The organism is Pantoea cypripedii (assembly GCF_011395035.1).
Taxonomy (GTDB): domain Bacteria; phylum Pseudomonadota; class Gammaproteobacteria; order Enterobacterales; family Enterobacteriaceae; genus Pantoea; species Pantoea cypripedii_A.
Genome location: NZ_CP024768.1, coordinates 3436547 through 3453769 on the forward strand (window position 1 = coordinate 3436547; position 17223 = coordinate 3453769).

Genomic DNA, 17223 nt, shown 5'->3' on the forward strand with positions numbered 1-17223 from the left:
GCCTATCCTCTCTTACGTCGATGGGCTGCGGCATTTCGCGGCCCCGCACTCTCCTGCATAGTCATCACCACGCCAGCGAATTCCTTCATTACGCGGCGATAGACGTCACGTTTGAAGGAGACAACCTGACGCACCGGATACCAGAAGCTGACCCAGCGCCAGCCATCAAACTCTGGCGTGCTGCTGTGTTGCACATTGATATCCGCGTCACTACTCATCAACTGCAGAAGAAACCACTTTTGTTTCTGGCCGATACACACCGGCTTTGTGTCCCAACGCACCAAACGTTTTGGCAATTTGTAACGTAACCAGTTACGGGTTGAAGCAAGTATTCGAACATCTTTGCGGTGCAAACCCACTTCTTCAAACAGTTCGCGATACATCGCCTGTTCTGCGGTTTCACCGGGATTGATGCCTCCCTGGGGAAATTGCCAGGAGTGCTGTCCAAAGCGCCTGGCCCATAACACTTGTCCTTGCCTGTTACAGATTACGATACCAACATTCGGGCGGTAGCCATCATCATCGATCACTGGACTACCTCAAAGCTAAATTTGAATAGCTTGATTGTTTCACACTCCTTACAGGCGGTAAACCACTGGATATCTGGGGTGATGACGGAATAATTACAGGATAACTCACAGAGTTTAGCCAGGTTATAAACAGGGGAGCCGATTTCAGGGCGATTTTATTCACCTTTTCTGTGGATAGCTTTGTGCAGAACACGGGAATTAATTGAATAACCGCTTCGGAAAAGTCTTATCATAACAGGACCAGACAATAATAAAATCCAATATTCTCTTATAGATAAAAGATAATAACGGATATTTTCAGGCCAAAAAACCGGGAGCGGATAACCTCCTGTTGGTGAATTGGTTAAAGATCGACCTCCGTCGTTTTTATCCACAGAGAATGTCCTAAACCTGGTCAGAAATGGGAAAAAAAGCCAGCAAATCGCTAAAGTCAAGGCTGTAAATGGAAACAGTGGTGGGTTAAAGCCGGGGTTATCCCATCTTTCTGTGGATAACTGGGTTTAAGATCCTGTTTATTGTCGATAACAAACCGGGATAACCCCGCATGCCTTTGCCAGCCGTGAAATGGCAGCAAATAAAAAAGCACGCTGAATCATGCTATTATCTGCAAAATATCTGGCTGCATTTTGTGGACAACCTGCACCCGCCACAACTGTTTACTATTTAATCAACATGAGTAAAACCATGAGTTCCCCTGCTTTACTGCCTGAGCCACCAAAAAATGAAGCGGAATTACTGCAACGCGCCCGGCAGCTGGCAGGCCAGACCTTTGCCGCCCTTGCCGCGCAGCTGGGTCTGCCGATGCCTGCCAATCTGAAGCGGGATAAAGGCTGGGTGGGGATGCTGCTGGAGATGCACCTCGGTGCCAGCGCGGGCAGTAAAGCGGAGCAGGATTTTGCTCATCTCGGTATCGAGCTGAAAACCATCCCGGTCGATGCGCTGGGAAAACCACTGGAAACCACCTTTGTCTGTGTCGCCCCACTCACTGGCAATAGCGGCGTCACCTGGGCAACCAGCCATGTGCGCCATAAGCTGGCACGCGTATTGTGGATTCCGGTGGAAGGCGACCGCGCACTGCCGCTGGCGGAACGTCGCGTTGGCTCGCCGCTGCTGTGGCATCCCAGTCCCGAGGAAGAGGAGCAGCTGCGCCATGATTGGGAGGAACTGATGGATATGATTGTGCTCGGCCAGGTCGAGCGTATCACCGCCCGTCACGGGGCCTGGTTGCAAATTCGTCCGAAAGCCGCCAACAGCAAAGCGCTGACCGAAGCCATCGGCGAGCATGGAGAGCCTATAATGACGCTACCTCGCGGCTTTTATCTCAAGAAGAGTTTCACCGGACCGTTGCTGGCGCGCCATTTTTTGCTGTGAACATGTAGATACACGAAATCATTCGAGGTGCAGCAAGGCGGCAAGTGGGTGAATCCTCAGGAGCTTACATAAGTAAGTGACTGGGGTGAGCACACGCAGCTAACGCAGCTGCAACTTGAATGATGAAGTGTATAATCGCCGTTTACTTTTCGTTTAGGATTGAATGTACACATGTTTGACTGGATTGCTGATCCCAACGCCTGGCTGGCGCTGGGGACATTAACCATTCTGGAAGTGGTTCTGGGCATCGATAACATTATTTTCCTTTCTCTGGTGGTCGCGAAGCTCCCCAAACATCAACAAAATCGCGCGCGCCGTCTGGGCCTGATGGGAGCCATGTTGATGCGCCTCGGGCTGCTGGCCTCGATTGCCTGGGTAGTGCGCCTGACCAATCCACTGTTCTCAATCATGGACCACGCCTTCTCGGCGCGTGATTTGATTCTGCTGTTTGGTGGCCTGTTCCTGCTGTGGAAATCCAGTATGGAGATCCACGAAACCATTGAGGGTGGCGAAGAAGAACATAAAACCAACGTGCATTCGTTCCTCGGTGCCATCGTGCAGATCATGCTGCTGGACATTATTTTCAGCCTCGATTCGGTGATTACCGCCGTGGGTCTGTCGGACCATCTGATTATTATGATGATGGCGGTGGTGATTGCCGTACTGATGATGATGTTTGCGGCGCGGACCATCGGCGAGTTTGTTGACCGTCACCCGTCAGTGAAAATGCTGGCGCTGGCTTTTCTGATTCTGGTCGGCTTTACCCTGATTCTGGAGAGTTTTGCCGTCCATGTACCAAAAGGTTACATTTATTTTGCCATGTTCTTCTCGATGGCTGTGGAGTGCCTCAACCTGATGCGCAGCAGGAAAGGCGCGGCCTGAGAAAGTCAAGGGCGAGTCCTGCTCGCCCGTTGCTTTTCGGAATGATGTGATTACCCCGAACGCCAAAACCATTTATTACTACACTTTTGCTGTTGAAGTTGTGTAAGGGAGTAGCGGATGAAAGGGTTGGTAAGTGCAATGGGGCTGGTGCTGGCGGCATTAGTATTAAGTGGCTGCAGCAGTGATTACGTGATGGCGACCAAAGATGGCCGCATGATTATGACGGAAGGCAAACCAGCAATTGATAAAGACACTGGCCTGGTGCAGTACAAAGACGAACAGGGCCATGAAATGCAAATCAATGGTGATGAGGTCTCTACCATCATTGAGCGTTAAGTGCCAAATTTCATCGCCTGCGGTATTTTTCCAGCTGTGCAGGCGATTTCCCGAACTTTCCCCCCTTCCTTCCGCGCCGTTTCACGCGCTATAGTCCCACAGGACACAACATTCCATTCCATAATGAAAAAAGGAAGCCGGCAATGCACTATCACCGTATCCCCCATAGCACGCTGGAAGTGAGTCAGCTGGGGTTGGGAACCATGACGTTTGGTGAGCAGAACAGCGAAGCCGACGCTCATGCGCAACTGGATTATGCTGTCAGCCAGGGGATCAACCTGATTGATACTGCTGAAATGTATCCGGTGCCGCCGCGCCCGGAAACTCAGGGTTTAACTGAACAATATATTGGCAGCTGGCTGAAGCAGCGTGGCAGCCGTGACAAGATTATCCTGGCAAGTAAAGTTGCAGGCCCGGTACGCGGCGCTGATGCGTCGATTCGTCCTAACCAGGCGCTGGATCGTAAAAATATCCGTGAAGCGCTGGACGCCAGCCTGAAGCGCCTGAACACCGACTATCTCGACCTTTATCAGCTGCACTGGCCGCAACGTCAGACTAACTTCTTTGGCAAGCTGGGTTATCAGTACACCGAATCCACCGTGCCGGTCACACTGCTGGAAACGCTGGAAGCGCTGACTGAGCAGGTGCGCGCGGGCAAGATTCGCTATATCGGCGTGTCGAACGAAACGGCCTGGGGCGTGATGCGCTATCTGCAACTGGCAGAGAAGCATGAACTGCCGCGCATTGTGACCATTCAGAACCCGTACAGCCTGCTGAACCGCAGCTTTGAGGTGGGTCTGGCGGAGATCAGCCAGCATGAAGGTGTGGAACTGCTGGCTTACTCCAGCCTCGCGTTCGGCACCTTAAGCGGCAAGTATCTGAACGGGGCAAAACCGGCCGGGGCGCGTAATACCCTGTTCAGTCGTTTTACCCGTTACAGCAGCGAGCAGTCGCAGCAGGCGGTAGCTGCGTATGTAGAGCTGGCGAAGAAGCACAATCTTGACCCATCGCAAATGGCGCTGGCCTATGTGCGTCAACAGCCGTTTGTTGCCAGCACCCTGCTGGGTGCGACCACGCTGGAACAGCTGAAGACGGACGTGGAGAGTTTTAATCTGACGCTGAATGCGGATGTGCTGGAAGGCATTGAGGCGATTCACCGCCAGTTTACCTATCCTGCGCCTTAAATTGCATCATCCCGGCATTGCGCGATAAATCGCGCCGCTACAAATTGGGTGCACAGCATCCGTAGCGGCGCAATTTATTGCGCGGTTTTTAAGGTGTGGGATGCCGCGCTTTCCACCATAAAATGACGATCGCCACGGCGAAAATCGCGCCAAACCCGATACCGGTCGCCACCGCCGGTGCCCCCAGCTTAATCGCCAGCGTATACAGCCCCAGCATCAGCAACATCGCGGTGTTTTCACCGAGGTTTTGCACGGCGATCGCATTGCCCGCGCCGACGCTGGCCTTGCCGCGTTCCTGCAACAAGGCATTCAGCGGCACCACAAAGAACCCGCCCAGCGCACCAATCAGCATTAAAATCAGGTATGCAGGCAGCAAACTGTGCTGCATGGAGAACACCACCACCATCACGCCAATCAGCACCCCGGCAGGCATACAGCGGCGTACCGTTTGCAGCGTCACCAGCTTCGCCGCTGCCGCCGCGCCAATCACGATACCGATCGCGACCATCGCATTCAGTGTGGTCGGCGTTTTGTTATCGCTGATTCCCAGCGCTACCGGCACCCACAGCACCAGCAGAAAACGCAACGTCACCCCGGCCCCCCAGAACAGGCTGGTGCCCAGCAGTGAGAAACGGGTTTCGCCGTTGCGCCATAACAGCACCGTGGCATCAATAAAGCTGCGCAGCATCACGCCAAAGTGCCAGCTCTGGCCCGGACGTGCCGCCCCGAGGCGTGGGATAAACAGGTTTGCCACCACCGCCAGACCGTAAGTCAGCGCACACACCGCCAGTGCCGCCAGCAGGTGCCAGTCAGCAAGGATACCGCCCGCCACTGAACCCAGCAGAATCGCGGCGATGGTCGATCCTTCCATCAATCCGTTAGCTTTCACTAACTTCTCACCACGGGTGATTTCGCCGAGGATGCCATACTTAGCCGGGGAATAAGCCGCCGCCCCCACGCCCACCAGCGTATAGCCGAGGAACGGGTTGAAGCCGAAGCAGATAATCAGCGCCCCCAGCAGTTTCAGGCTGTTGGCGAACATCATCACCCGGCCTTTGGCAAAGCTATCCGCCATCTGCCCGACAAAGGGTGCGAGCAGAATGTAAGTGGCCACAAACAACATTTGCAGAATCGGCTGGCTCCAGTCGGGATAGAACTGATTTTTCAGCACTGCCAGCGTGGCAAACAGCAGCGCATTGTCGCCAAATGCCGAGAGAAACTGCGCCACAATCACTGCCGTCATGCTACGCGACATCAGGGGTGCATCCGGGTTTACCGCCTGGCTCATGCCTGCTCCTCTTCGGCCAGTTTTTTCAGGCTGACATAGTCAGGTTTACCGCTGCCCAGCATCGGCAATTGTTTCATTACGCGGATATCACGGGGTAACGCCAGTTCCGGTGCACCCAGCTCACGCAGCGCCTGCTGCAACTTGTCACGATTTAGCTCGCTGTCGGTGGTGAACAGCACCAGCGCTTCACCCCGGCTGCCGTCCGGCCGCAGGGACGCCGCATGTTGTTTCTCCGGCGAGGCTTTCAGGGCGATCTGCTCGACACTCTCCAGCGAGACCATCTCACCGGCGATTTTGGCGAAGCGTTTCGCCCGGCCCTGAATCTGACAGAATCCGCCCTCATCGAAACTGACGATATCGCCGGTGTCGTACCAGCCCGCTTCCAGCTCACCTTCGCCGTTATCGGCTACCGGCAGTTCCAGCTGGCCAGGGTTCTCCACACGCAGATAGCCGTTCATCACGTTGGGGCCGCGCAATTGCAGGCGACCGCCCTGCTCGATGCCTGGCACCGAAATCAGACGCGAATCCATCCCCGGCAGGATACGTCCCACGGTGTGCGATTTCGCCGCCATCGGTACGTTAATTGCCACGACCGGCGCACACTCGGTCACACCGTAGCCTTCCAGAATTCGGATACCGTATTTTTCCATATAAATCTGGCGCGTCCCTTCCTGCAATTTTTCCGCTCCGGCCACCACATAACGCAGACGGGCAAAATCGTAAGGGCTGGCGAACCGCGCATAGTTACCGAGGAAGGTTGAGGTGCCAAACAGCACGGTACAGTTGCGGTCATACACCAGCTCGGGCACCACACGGTAATGCAGCGGGCTGGGATAGAGGAACACCTCTGCCCCGGTCAGCAACGGCGTGAACAGGCCCACGGTCAGACCAAAGGCATGAAACAGCGGCAGCGCCGACATAAAGCGGTCACGCGGGGTAAAATCCGCCACGGTACGAATCTGCTCGACGTTAGCCAGCAGGCTTTTATGGGAATGCACCACACCTTTGGGATGGCCTTCCGACCCCGAGGTAAACAGCACCATCGCGGCATCTTCCGGCTGCTGCGCGACCTGCGCGCGACGCGGCATCAGCAGATGGGTAAGGATCCACAATTTGTCTTTAGTGGTGACGGTGTCGCGCAGGTCTTCGAGGTAAATCCACTTCACCTCACTCAGCCCCTCGGGCAAATGCCACAGGTTGCCTTTATCCAGGAACTGGCGCGAGGTGAACACGGTTTTCACCTGCGACGCGGTCAGCGCCGCGCGCATACCGTTGACGCCGGCGGTGTAGTTGAGCATCGCCGGAACGCGTCCACGCAGTGACGCCCCGAGAATCGCCGCCGCCGTCACGGTAGCATTGGGCAGCAGCAGGCCAACATATTCCCCCTGCTGGCTGTAGCGTTCGAGGATACGCCCGACGCCCAATGCTTTTTTCAGCAGGCCAGTGTAGCTGTCGCTTTTGAAGTTGATGTCTTCGATGCAGGGCTTAAACAAGCCGTAGCGCGTGCGCGCGTTAAGAAACGCAGTAAATAACGTTTCACGCGGACGCACCGCCATACGCGCTTCCATCATCACATGATGTAAGTGCTCGCCAGCCAGCAGACGACGGTCACGCGCACGTGGCGCTTCTGGCATCGGGATCACAGTGGACGGTAACACCGTCAGGGTGATGCGAGGAAACAGGCGACGCTTAAACACCCCATTGAGGCGACCAAACGGGGTATATTCCGCGCCTTCGATGCGCATTGGCACCACACTGGCTCCCGATTTTGCTGCCACAAAGCCCGCACCGCTGTAGATTTTCATCAGCGAACCGGTAACGGTGATACGGCCTTCCGGGAAAATCACCACTGGGCGACCTTCGTTGATCAGACGCACCAGATGCTTTATCGACATCGGTTTGGTGGGATCGAGCGGTACGAAGTCGATCATTGGTTTCAGGATACGCATAAACCATTGATCGCTGATCGAGGAATAGACCGCGAACACCGGTTTAATGGGCAGGAATAAGGCCACCAGTACGCCATCAAGAAATGACATGTGGTTCGGGGTGATCAGCACCTTAGATTTGTGCAGTGCGGCCAGATCACCGCGCAGCTCGACGCGCCATAACAGGCGGCAGAGGAAACGCAGGCAGGTGAATAACATGCCAGCTCCTTAGCAGTCGTGAAAAATGGTCCCTACGATGCAGGATCTGGCTGTTTTCGACAAGTGGCAGCGGTGGCAATGCGTAATAAATTACGGTCCCCGGTGCTGGCAGCAGCGGTTTAGCTCTGAGAAGGTTCCGCCCGCCAGGCATTGTCGAGTTGCAGGACCATCTAATCAAAAACAAACAGCAAAAGAAAAACCAAAGACCGTTATCGCTGGTGCAGCGGTGGGGTGAGCGCCATCCGGACTCGCTGAGCGCGGGAACGATTCCAGGATGAGCCGCATGGATGCGGCGAAAGGCGGCGTGTAGCGGCGCGATTTATCGCGCAATAAAGCCGCGAAGCGGCGAGGCAGGCGGCGCAGGGCCAGGGAATGCAAAGGGCGCGACCCAGGGCGCCCTTTGCTCGGTCGCCGCACCGGCGAACTGAAACTGCCAGTACCCGAGGCGAACGAAACCTGCTCTGAAGCAAACAACGCTAGCGCTAAGGCGTCCCTCCCCCCTGCCATCCGCCGCCCAGCGCGGCAATCAACTCGACGCTGCTCACCCACTGGGTACTCTGCAACGACAGCAGGCTCTGCTGCTCGCTCAGGCTGCTGTTTTCGGTGGTGGCAACATCAAGATAATCAATCATCCCGGCTTCGTATTGGTTACGTGTCACCCGCGCTGACTCCTGCGCTGCCGTGGTCGCCAGCTGCTGCGAGTTAATTTCACCCTTCAGCGTATTCAGCTCCACCAGGTAATCCTCCACTTCCTGCATCCCTTCCAGCACCGCCTGGCGATAGCTGGCCACGCTGGCATCGTAGGAGGCGCGCGCCTGCTCCACTTTCGCCGACGTCGCGCCAAAGTCGAGTAAGGTGCCGCTCAGCTCCGGTCCCAGCGACCACACGCGATTCGGCAGCGAGAACAGGTTGCTGAAGGTGGACGAACTGACGCCACCGCTGGCACTTAAGGTCAGGTCCGGGTAGTAACCGGCAATCGCCACGCCCACCGCGGCGTTCGCTGCCGCCACGTTACGTTCGGCATAGGCGATATCCGGGCGGCGCTGCAACAGCTGCGACGGCACGCTGTGCGGAATATCCGGCAGGGTGGCATCCAGCTTCGCCACCGGCAGGGAGAAATCGGCAGGCGCACGGCCCAGCAGCAGCGCGATAGCGTGCTCCAGCTGTGCGCGCTGCCATTGATAATCCTGCGCCGAAGCACGGGCGCTTTCCAGCTGCATCTGCGCCTGCGCCAGGGTGGCGCGCGATTCGCTGCCCGCCTGATATTTGTTTTGAATCACTGTCAGGTAGCGCTGATAAGCATCAACGCTGCGCTGATAGAGGGCAATTTTCTCGTCCATAATGCGCAGCTGGAAATAGTCCTGTGCCAGCTCAGACTGGGCACTGAGGGTGATATTCGCCAGTTCGGCAGCGCTGGCCTGGGCGCTGGCTTTGTTCTCTTCCAGCGTGCGGCGCAGTTTGCCCCACAAATCCAGCTCCCAGCTGGCGCTCAGTTCCGCCTGATGGCTGTTGCTGACGCTGCGCTGGCCGGTGGTGCTGGCGCGACTGCCGCTGCGCGTGCTGGTGGCATCATAGGTTACCGACGGGAACAGCTCAGCGCGTGACTGCGACGCCAGCGCCTGGGCCTCGCGATATTGCGCAGCATAGTTAGCCACGTTCTGGTTAGAGATGCTGACCTGACGCAACAGGCCATCGAGGGTGGCATCGTGGTACACCGCCCACCAGTCGCCTTTGCTCTTATCATCCTGCGGCGTGGCCTCGGTCCAGCCTTGCGCTTCTTTAAAATGGGTCGGCATCGCCATCGTCGGACGCTGATAATCAGGACCAACAGTACAGCCTGCCAGCAGCAGCGCCATAAAGATCGGGGTAATTTTTAACGACATTTTCATGGATCAGGATTCCGCATGACGCAACCGCCGCCACTGACGTTTGGTGGCGCGGCTCAGACTATCGAGCCAGAGATAAACAACCGGCGTGGTAAACAGGGTAAGCAGCTGACTGAGCGCCAGGCCACCGGCAATCGCCAGACCGAGCGGGCTACGCAGGTCGGCATCGCCGCCGCTGCCCAGCGCCAGCGGCAGTGCACCAAAGAAGGCCGCCAGCGTGGTCATCATGATCGGACGGAAGCGCATCAGACAGGCCTGGGTAATCGCCTGGCGGGGCGTCATGCCCTGACGGCGCTCGGCGTCGATGGCAAAGTCGATCATCATAATGGCGTTCTTTTTCACGATACCAATCAACAGGATAATGCCGATCAGCGCGATCACCGTCAGCTGCGTATTGGTCAGCAGCAACAGCAGCAAGGCGCCGACGCCCGCCGATGGCAGCGTGGAAAGAATGGTAATCGGGTGGATATAACTTTCGTACAGCACGCCCAGCACGATATACACCGCCGCCAGCGCCGCCAGAATCAGCCACGGCATGGTGGCAGTAAGCTGCGCAAAGGCCGCCGCCGTACCGGCAAAGCCCGCCTGAATATTGGAAGGTAACCCCAGCTTCGCCATCGCCTGCTTGATCAGCGCCTGCGCCTGCTCCAGCGAGACACCGTCATTCAGGTTAAAAGCGATGGTGCTGGTCGCGGATTGCCCCTGATGCGCCACCGACAACGGCGCATTGCCGCCGACAAAAGTGGCAAAGGCCGAAAGCGGCACGCGGTCGCCACTGTCATTCACCACAAACAATTCTTTCAGGATATTCGGGTCGCGGGTGTAGCTGTCCTGCAACGACATCACCACATGGTACTGATTGAGCGTGTGGTACAGCGTGGCGATCTGCCGCTGGCTGAAAGAGTTGTTCAGCATGGTGTCGATCATCTGCACGTTAACCCCGAGCATCTTCGCCCGGTCACGATCGATATTGATCACCACTTCCTGGCCACCGGTTTGCGAGTCGGAATCCACGCTGTTCAGCTGCGGGATCGCCGCCAGCGCCGCCTGGACTTTCGGCGTCCAGGTACGCAACACATCCAGATCGTCGGCCTGCAAACTGTATTGATAAGTGGCGTTAGCGCTGCGGCCACCAATATGCAGATCCTGCGCCGCCATCAGGAACATCTGTCCCCCGGCAATATGGCTGGTCTTCATACTCAGGCGGTTAGCCACTTCGGTGGCGGTCGCAGATCGCTTATCAAAATCCTTCAGTCGCACAAAGAAGTTGGCGCTATTACGTGAACCAAACATGCCGCTGCCCATTGACGACATCACGCTTTCTACTGCCGGGTCAGACTCGATGATTTTGGTGAACTGCAACATCTTCGGCTTCATCGCCTGGAACGAGATGTTCTGATCGGCACGCAGCGCGCCCATCAGCAGACCGGTGTCCTGATTGGGGAAGAAGCCTTTCTGCACCACCGAATACAAAAACAGGTTCAGCACCACGGTGAGCAGCAGGCTGAACATGGTGATTTTCTGGTGCGCCAGCACCCAGGCCAGGCCGCGCGAGTAGGCAGCCAGCAACGCATTTAACTGGTTTTCAATAAACTGATACAGCGGATGCGGACGTTTGCTGACTTTCGGCTTCGGTTTTAGCAGGCGCGCGCACAGCATCGGCGTCAGGCTGAGCGAGACAAACATCGAGATCAGCAGCGAGATGGAGAGCGTCACGGCAAACTCGCGGAACAAACGCCCGACGATACTGCCCATCAGCAGGATCGGGATAAAGACCGCAATCAACGACATGGTCATCGACAGCACGGTAAAACTCACTTCCTGCGCCCCACGCAGCGCAGCGCGCAGCGGACTTAACCCTTCTTCGATATGGCGGGTGATGTTTTCCAGCACCACAATCGCATCATCGACCACAAAGCCAGTGGAGATGATCAACGCCATCAGCGACAGGTTATCGAGGCTATAACCCAGCAGATACATCACCGCACAGGTACCAATCAGCGACACCGGCAGCGCCAGCGCCGGGATCACCACCGCCTGCACATTGCGCAGGAAGACAAACACCACCGCAATCACCAGCATCACGGCAATCAGCAGCGTTTCTTCGGTGTCATACAACGACTGACGCACCGTGGGGGAACGGTCCACCACCAGTTTCAGTTGGGTATCGGCGGGCAGATCTTTTTCCAGGTTCGGCAGCTGTGCTTTGATGGCATCAATGGTATCCAGCATGTTAGCCCCGGCCTGACGGGTGATACCGATCATCACCGACGGCGTCGCATTGAGGAAACCGGCCTGGTATTTATCTTCGACGGAGTCATAAACGGTGGCGACATCGTGCAAACGCACCGCTTTACCGTTGTTATAGCTGACGATCAGATTGCGGTACTGTGCCGCTTTATCCAGCTGCCCGTTGCTGTCCACCAGCCACGACTGGTTGCTACCCTGCAGGATGCCTTTCGGCAGGTTGGTGGTGCTGTCAGCGATGGCGCTGCGCACCGTATCCAGCGCAATCCCGTACTGCGTCAGTTTTTGCGGTTGCAGATCGATACGCACCGCAGGCAGTGCGCTGCCCATCAGCGACACTTCGCCGACGCCCTGCACCTGGCTCATCGCCTGTTCAATCTTACTTTCCGCCAGATCGTAGAGCTCACCCGGCGTTCGGGTGGCGGAGACCAGCGCCAGCATCACAATCGGCGCATCGGATGGGTTGGCTTTACGGTACGTCGGCAGCGATTCCATCGAACTTGGCAGCAGACTGCGTGCCGCGTTAATCGCCGCCTGCACATCACGCGCCGCGCCGTTGATATCGCGATCCAGTTCAAACTGCAAAATGATGGTGCTGGAACCCTGCGAGCTGCTCGACGTCATCTCGGTGATGCCCGCGATCTGCCCCAGCGAACGTTCCAGCGGTGTTGCTACCGTGGCCGCCATGGTTTCCGGGCTGGCCCCGGCAAGGCTGGCACTGACCATAATGGTGGGAAAATCCACCTGCGGCAGCGGAGCCACCGGCAGCAGCCGGTAGCCCAACAGGCCAAGTAGCATGATCGACAGCGTCAGCAGCAGAGTCGTAACCGGGCGGAAGATAAACAGCCGCGTCAGATTCATTGCTCGCCTCGCGCCTGCTGCTGTTTACGCTGCACAAAACGCTTGCCACGCTGCGCCCAGCCATCAAACCACAGATAGATTACCGGGGTGGAGAACAGCGTCAGCACCTGGCTGACGATCAAGCCGCCGACGATCACCAGACCAAGCGGCTGGCGCAACTCTGCGCCGGAGCCAGAGGCCAGCATCAGCGGCAATGCGCCCAGCAACGCCGCCATGGTGGTCATCATAATCGGGCGGAAACGCAGCAGACACGCCTGATGAATCGCATCGCGTGGGCTCATCCCCTGCTTGTTTTCCGCTTCCAGCGCGAAGTCGATCATCATAATGGCGTTCTTCTTCACGATGCCGATCAGCAGGATCACCCCGATCAGCGCAATCAGGCTGAACTCGCTCCCGGCCAGCAGCAGCGTCAGCAGCGCCCCCACCGCCGCCGACGGCAGCGTGGAGAGAATAGTGACCGGATGAATAAAGCTTTCATACAGAATGCCCAGCACCACATACATGGTGATCAGCGCCGCCAGAATCAGCCAGAGCGTGTTGCCCGTGGCGCTCTGGAACGCCGAGGTTTCCCCCTGATAACGCAGGGTGATACTCGACGGCAGATTCAGCTGTTGCGTAACCTCGGTAATCGCCTGCTGCGCATCTTCCAGTGAATAACCGCTGCTGAGGTTAAACGACACCATCACCGCCGGGAACTGGTTGAGGCGCATATGCATCAGCGAACCGGTGCGCTCATGAATGGTGGCGATCGAGGTCAGTTTCACCATGCCAGTGGTGCTGCTGCTGGTGCTGGATGAGGTCGAACTGCTGGAGCTGTCCGATGAACTGGAGCTGGAGCTACTGGACGAGCTACTGCTACTGGACGAGCTGCTGGTGGTGGTGGAGCTGCTGCTGGTCGACGGTTGCAGATAGACATCATCGAACGAGGCTGGCGACTGCTGATACGTCGGTGCCACTTCCAGCACCACGCGATACTGGTTCGCCTGGGTAAAGATGGTAGACACCAGGCGCTGACCAAAGCTGTTGTACAACGCGGTATCAACATCCGAGGCGGTAATGCCGTAACGTGCCGCTTTATCACGATTCAGTTCCACATAAGCCACGCGGCCCTGATCCTGTAAGTTGCTCACCACGCCATTAAATTCCGGGCGTTTCTGCAAGGCGGCAATCAGCTGCGGCGTCCATTTCACCAGGTTTTCGCTGTCGGCATCGTCGAGGGTGAACTGATACTGGTTCGGCGTGACCTGGTCGTTGACCGTCAAATCCTGCGCCGGTTGCAGGTAAAGCTGGATACCCGTCACCTGGGTCGCCGCCTGTTGCAGCTGTTTAATCACCACATCGGCTTTGTCATCACGCTCACCAAACGGCTTGAGGTTGATTTGCATGCTGCCGCTGTTGAGGCTGGTATTGGTGCCGTCGATACCGATGGTGGAGGACAGACTCTCCACCGAGGGGTTTTGCAGGATCACCTTCGCCAGCGCCTGCTGCCGTTGCGACATCTCACTAAAGGAGACATCCTGCGAGGCAATGGTCACGCCCTGAATCAGGCCGGTATCCTGGGTTGGGAAGAAACCTTTCGGAATCACCAGATACAGCACCGCCGTCAGCGCAAACGTCGCCAGCGCCACCAGCAACGTCAGCTTCTGGTGATTAAGCACGATGGTCAGCAGACGGTCATAGCCGCGAATCATCTTGTCAATAAATTCGCCGCCCTTGCGGGAGAAGCGTGACTGCTTTTCCGGCGGGATATGCTGCAACAGGTAGGCGCAGAGCATCGGGGTCAGCGTCAGCGACACCAGCATCGAGACGAGGATCGACACCGCCAGGGTAATGGCAAATTCGCGGAACAAACGTCCGACCACATCGCCCATAAACAGCAGCGGGATCAGCACCGCAATCAGCGAAAAAGTCAGCGAGATAATGGTGAAACCAATTTGCTGCGAACCTTTCAGCGCCGCCTGCATTGGCGTTTCGCCCTCTTCCAGCCGTCGCGAGATATTCTCCACCACCACAATCGCATCGTCGATCACGAAGCCCGTGGCGATGGTCAGCGCCATCAGCGACAGGTTGTTCAGGCTGAAGTCCGCCAGATACATCACGCCGAAGGTCCCAATCAGTGACAGCGGCACCGCCACGCTGGGGATCAGCGTTGCCGCGATGTTGCGCAGGAACAGGAAGGTGACCATCACCACCAGCGCCACGGACAACATCAGCTCGAACTGCACGTCACTGATGGAAGCGCGAATGGTTTGCGTGCGGTCGGAGAGGATGCTCATTTTGACGCCGTCCGGCAAGGCCGCCTGCAACGTAGGCAATTTGGCCTTGATGGCATCCACCACCTGAATCACGTTTGCCCCTGGCTGGCGCTGCACGCTGATCACAATCGCCGGATTGTTATTGGCCCAGGCCGACTGGAAGGTGTTTTCCGGTCCCTGCTCAATATGGGCAATATCTTTCAGGCGCAGTGCAGCGCCGTTCTGATAAGTAATGATCAGGTTGCCGTACTCTTCAGCGGTACGCAGCTGGTCGTTAGCGTCGATAGTGACCGAATGGTATTTGCCGTCAAAGCCGCCTTTCGAGCCGTTAACGTTGCTGTTGCCGATCAGGGTATTGACGTCTTCCAGCGTCAGGTTATGCGCCGCCAGCGCTTTCGGGTCCATCTGCACACGAATCGCCGGTTGATGGCCCCCCGCCAGCGTCACCATACCCACGCCAGAAATCTGCGACAGTTTCAGCGCCACGCGGGTGTTGACCAGATCCTGTACCTGCGTCAACGGCAGCGTTTCGGAACTGGCCGCCAGGGTGATCACCGCAGTATCTGCCGGGTTGACCTTTTTATAGGTCGGCGGATTGGGCAGATCGCTCGGCAGCAGGTTGTTCGCGGCGTTGATCGCCGCCTGTACTTCCTGCTCCGCCACATCCAGCGACAAATCAAGGCTGAACTTCAGCGTAATGATCGAGGAACCACCGGAACTGGTGGAGGTCATCTGGCTTAACCCCGCCATCTGCCCCAGCTGGCGCTCCAGCGGCGAAGTGATCGATGAAGCCATCACGTCCGGGCTGGCACCCGGATACAGCGTGGTGACCTGAATGGTCGGATAGTCCACCTGCGGTAACGCCGAGGTGGAGAGGAATTTATAAGCGAAGATCCCGGCGATAAGTACGCCGACCATCAACAGGATGGTCGCGACCGGCCGCTGGATAAACAGGCGTGACGGATTCATTTGGCCTCGGTGGTCGCAGTCGGTTTGCTCTCATCGGCCAGCGTCACTTTACTGCCGTTGGTCAGACGATCGATGCCTTCCGTCACCAGGCGTTCGCCCGGCTCTACCCCTTTCAGGATCGCCTGGAAATCTTCACCAAAGGTCGGGCCGGTGGTGACCGCTTTACGCGTCACGGTGTTGTCTTTGTTGATGACAAACACAAAGCTGCCATCGCTGCTCAGTTGCAACGCCTGGGCCGGGATCACCGTGGCGTTTTTCAGTATTTCGGTTTGCAGGCGCAGGTTGACGAACTGGTTAGCAAACAGCGACTCGTCCTCATTGGCGAAACTGGCTTTCAGCTCGATGGTGCCAGTGCTGGTGTCGATTTGGTTGCCGATGTATCTCACTTCGCCCTGAGCCAGCACCGTGGTGTTGTCCTGATCAAACGCCGTTGCTGGCAGGCTTTGATCGTTGTGCAGCGCTTTGGTCAGCTGAGGAATGTTGCTCTGCGGCACGCTGAAGGTCACCGCTGCCGGTTGCATCTGCGTCACCACCACAATACCGGTGGTGTCGGAGGTCTGGATCATATTGCCAGGGTCCACCAGACGCAGGCCAACACGGCCGCTGACCGGCGATGTAATGCGCGCGTATTCGATATCCAGTTTTGCACTGGCGATCTGCGCTTCATCCGCCGCCACCGCACCGCGATACTGGCCCACGGTCGCCATCTGAGTATCGAGATCCTGACGCGCCAGAGAATCCTGCGCGTAGAGTTTTTTGTAGCGTGCCAGCGTCAGTTCGGCACTTTTCAGCAGCGCCTGGTTCTGATTGAGATCGCCCTGATATTGCGCCAGCGTCGCCTGGTAGCTGCGTGGATCGATCTGCGCCAGCAGCTGGCCCGCCTGCACTTTCTGACCTTCGGTGAAGTAGACCTTATCCAGCTGGCCCGCCACGCGGCTGGTGACCGTCACGCTGGCATTGGGCACCACCGTCCCGAGCGCATTCAGGTACACCGGCACATCGGCGGTGGTGGCAACGCCACTGTGCACCAGGGTAGCGCCCCCCATCATCATCGCCATGCCCGGAGGCCCCCCGGCAGGACGGTGACCACCGCGGCCACCCTGAGCCCCGCCCGGTGCGCCGCCTGGTGGCATAGCACCACGCCCTCCAACTACGCGCCAGATCACGCCAGCCACAATTAACAGCACAACTAACAGGAGCAGCCATTTCAGCCAGCGAGAGAAAGCGGAGCGGGAAGCGTTGGTCTTCATTGAGTTCTTGGGTCTCA

The 17223-nt window shown here is 57.3% G+C and carries 11 protein-coding genes; 4 read left to right on the forward strand and 7 right to left on the reverse strand.

The window, feature by feature from the left end:
- Positions 1 to 2: 2 nt before the first annotated feature.
- A complete protein-coding gene (rppH, locus tag CUN67_RS16040; protein ID WP_208716303.1) occupies positions 3 to 530 on the reverse strand; it encodes an RNA pyrophosphohydrolase in 528 nt (175 codons plus the stop codon).
- A 684-nt stretch (positions 531 to 1214) separates the two neighbouring features.
- On the opposite strand from rppH, the gene mutH reads away from it, so the two are divergent.
- The 4 genes from mutH to CUN67_RS16060 all read left to right on the forward strand — a co-directional run bounded on the left by mutH (position 1215) and on the right by CUN67_RS16060 (position 4303).
- Positions 1215 to 1901 (forward strand): DNA mismatch repair endonuclease MutH, encoded by a 687-nt coding sequence (mutH, locus tag CUN67_RS16045; RefSeq protein WP_208716304.1) that lies wholly within the window; start codon positions 1215 to 1217, stop codon positions 1899 to 1901.
- A 171-nt stretch (positions 1902 to 2072) separates the two neighbouring features.
- Positions 2073 to 2783 carry a TerC family protein gene (locus tag CUN67_RS16050; RefSeq protein WP_208716305.1) on the forward strand — a complete coding sequence of 237 codons (711 nt, stop codon included), beginning with the start codon at positions 2073 to 2075 and terminating at the stop codon, positions 2781 to 2783.
- 117 nt (positions 2784 to 2900) lie between these two features.
- Positions 2901 to 3119, forward strand: coding sequence for a YgdI/YgdR family lipoprotein (locus tag CUN67_RS16055; RefSeq protein WP_208716306.1), 219 nt, complete (start codon positions 2901 to 2903; stop codon positions 3117 to 3119).
- A gap of 143 nt (positions 3120 to 3262) precedes the next feature.
- Positions 3263 to 4303, forward strand: coding sequence for an NADP(H)-dependent aldo-keto reductase (locus CUN67_RS16060; RefSeq protein ID WP_208716307.1), 1041 nt, complete (start codon positions 3263 to 3265; stop codon positions 4301 to 4303).
- Positions 4304 to 4391: 88 nt separating this feature from the next.
- Here the strand turns inward: CUN67_RS16060 and lplT are convergent, their stop codons facing one another.
- The 6 genes from lplT to CUN67_RS16090 all read right to left on the reverse strand — a co-directional run bounded on the left by lplT (position 4392) and on the right by CUN67_RS16090 (position 17206).
- A complete protein-coding gene (gene lplT / locus CUN67_RS16065; protein ID WP_208716308.1) occupies positions 4392 to 5591 on the reverse strand; it encodes a lysophospholipid transporter LplT in 1200 nt (399 codons plus the stop codon).
- Positions 5588 to 7738 carry a bifunctional acyl-ACP--phospholipid O-acyltransferase/long-chain-fatty-acid--ACP ligase gene (gene aas / locus CUN67_RS16070; RefSeq protein WP_208716309.1) on the reverse strand — a complete coding sequence of 717 codons (2151 nt, stop codon included), beginning with the start codon at positions 7736 to 7738 and terminating at the stop codon, positions 5588 to 5590. Before aas ends, lplT begins: the two co-directional genes overlap by 4 nt.
- Before the next feature lie 482 nt (positions 7739 to 8220).
- Positions 8221 to 9627, reverse strand: coding sequence for an efflux transporter outer membrane subunit (locus tag CUN67_RS16075; protein ID WP_208716310.1), 1407 nt, complete (start codon positions 9625 to 9627; stop codon positions 8221 to 8223).
- A 3-nt stretch (positions 9628 to 9630) separates the two neighbouring features.
- Positions 9631 to 12732 (reverse strand): efflux RND transporter permease subunit, encoded by a 3102-nt coding sequence (locus tag CUN67_RS16080; protein ID WP_208716311.1) that lies wholly within the window; start codon positions 12730 to 12732, stop codon positions 9631 to 9633.
- Positions 12729 to 15956: an efflux RND transporter permease subunit gene (locus CUN67_RS16085; RefSeq protein WP_208716312.1), complete on the reverse strand. Its 3228-nt coding sequence runs from the start codon at positions 15954 to 15956 to the stop codon at positions 12729 to 12731. Before CUN67_RS16085 ends, CUN67_RS16080 begins: the two co-directional genes overlap by 4 nt.
- The gene (locus tag CUN67_RS16090; RefSeq protein WP_208716313.1) at positions 15953 to 17206 is read right to left on the reverse strand and encodes an MdtA/MuxA family multidrug efflux RND transporter periplasmic adaptor subunit; all 1254 of its coding nucleotides are present in this window, start codon (positions 17204 to 17206) and stop codon (positions 15953 to 15955) included. The genes CUN67_RS16085 and CUN67_RS16090 overlap by 4 nt, the downstream gene beginning before the upstream one ends.
- Positions 17207 to 17223 lie beyond the last annotated feature (17 nt).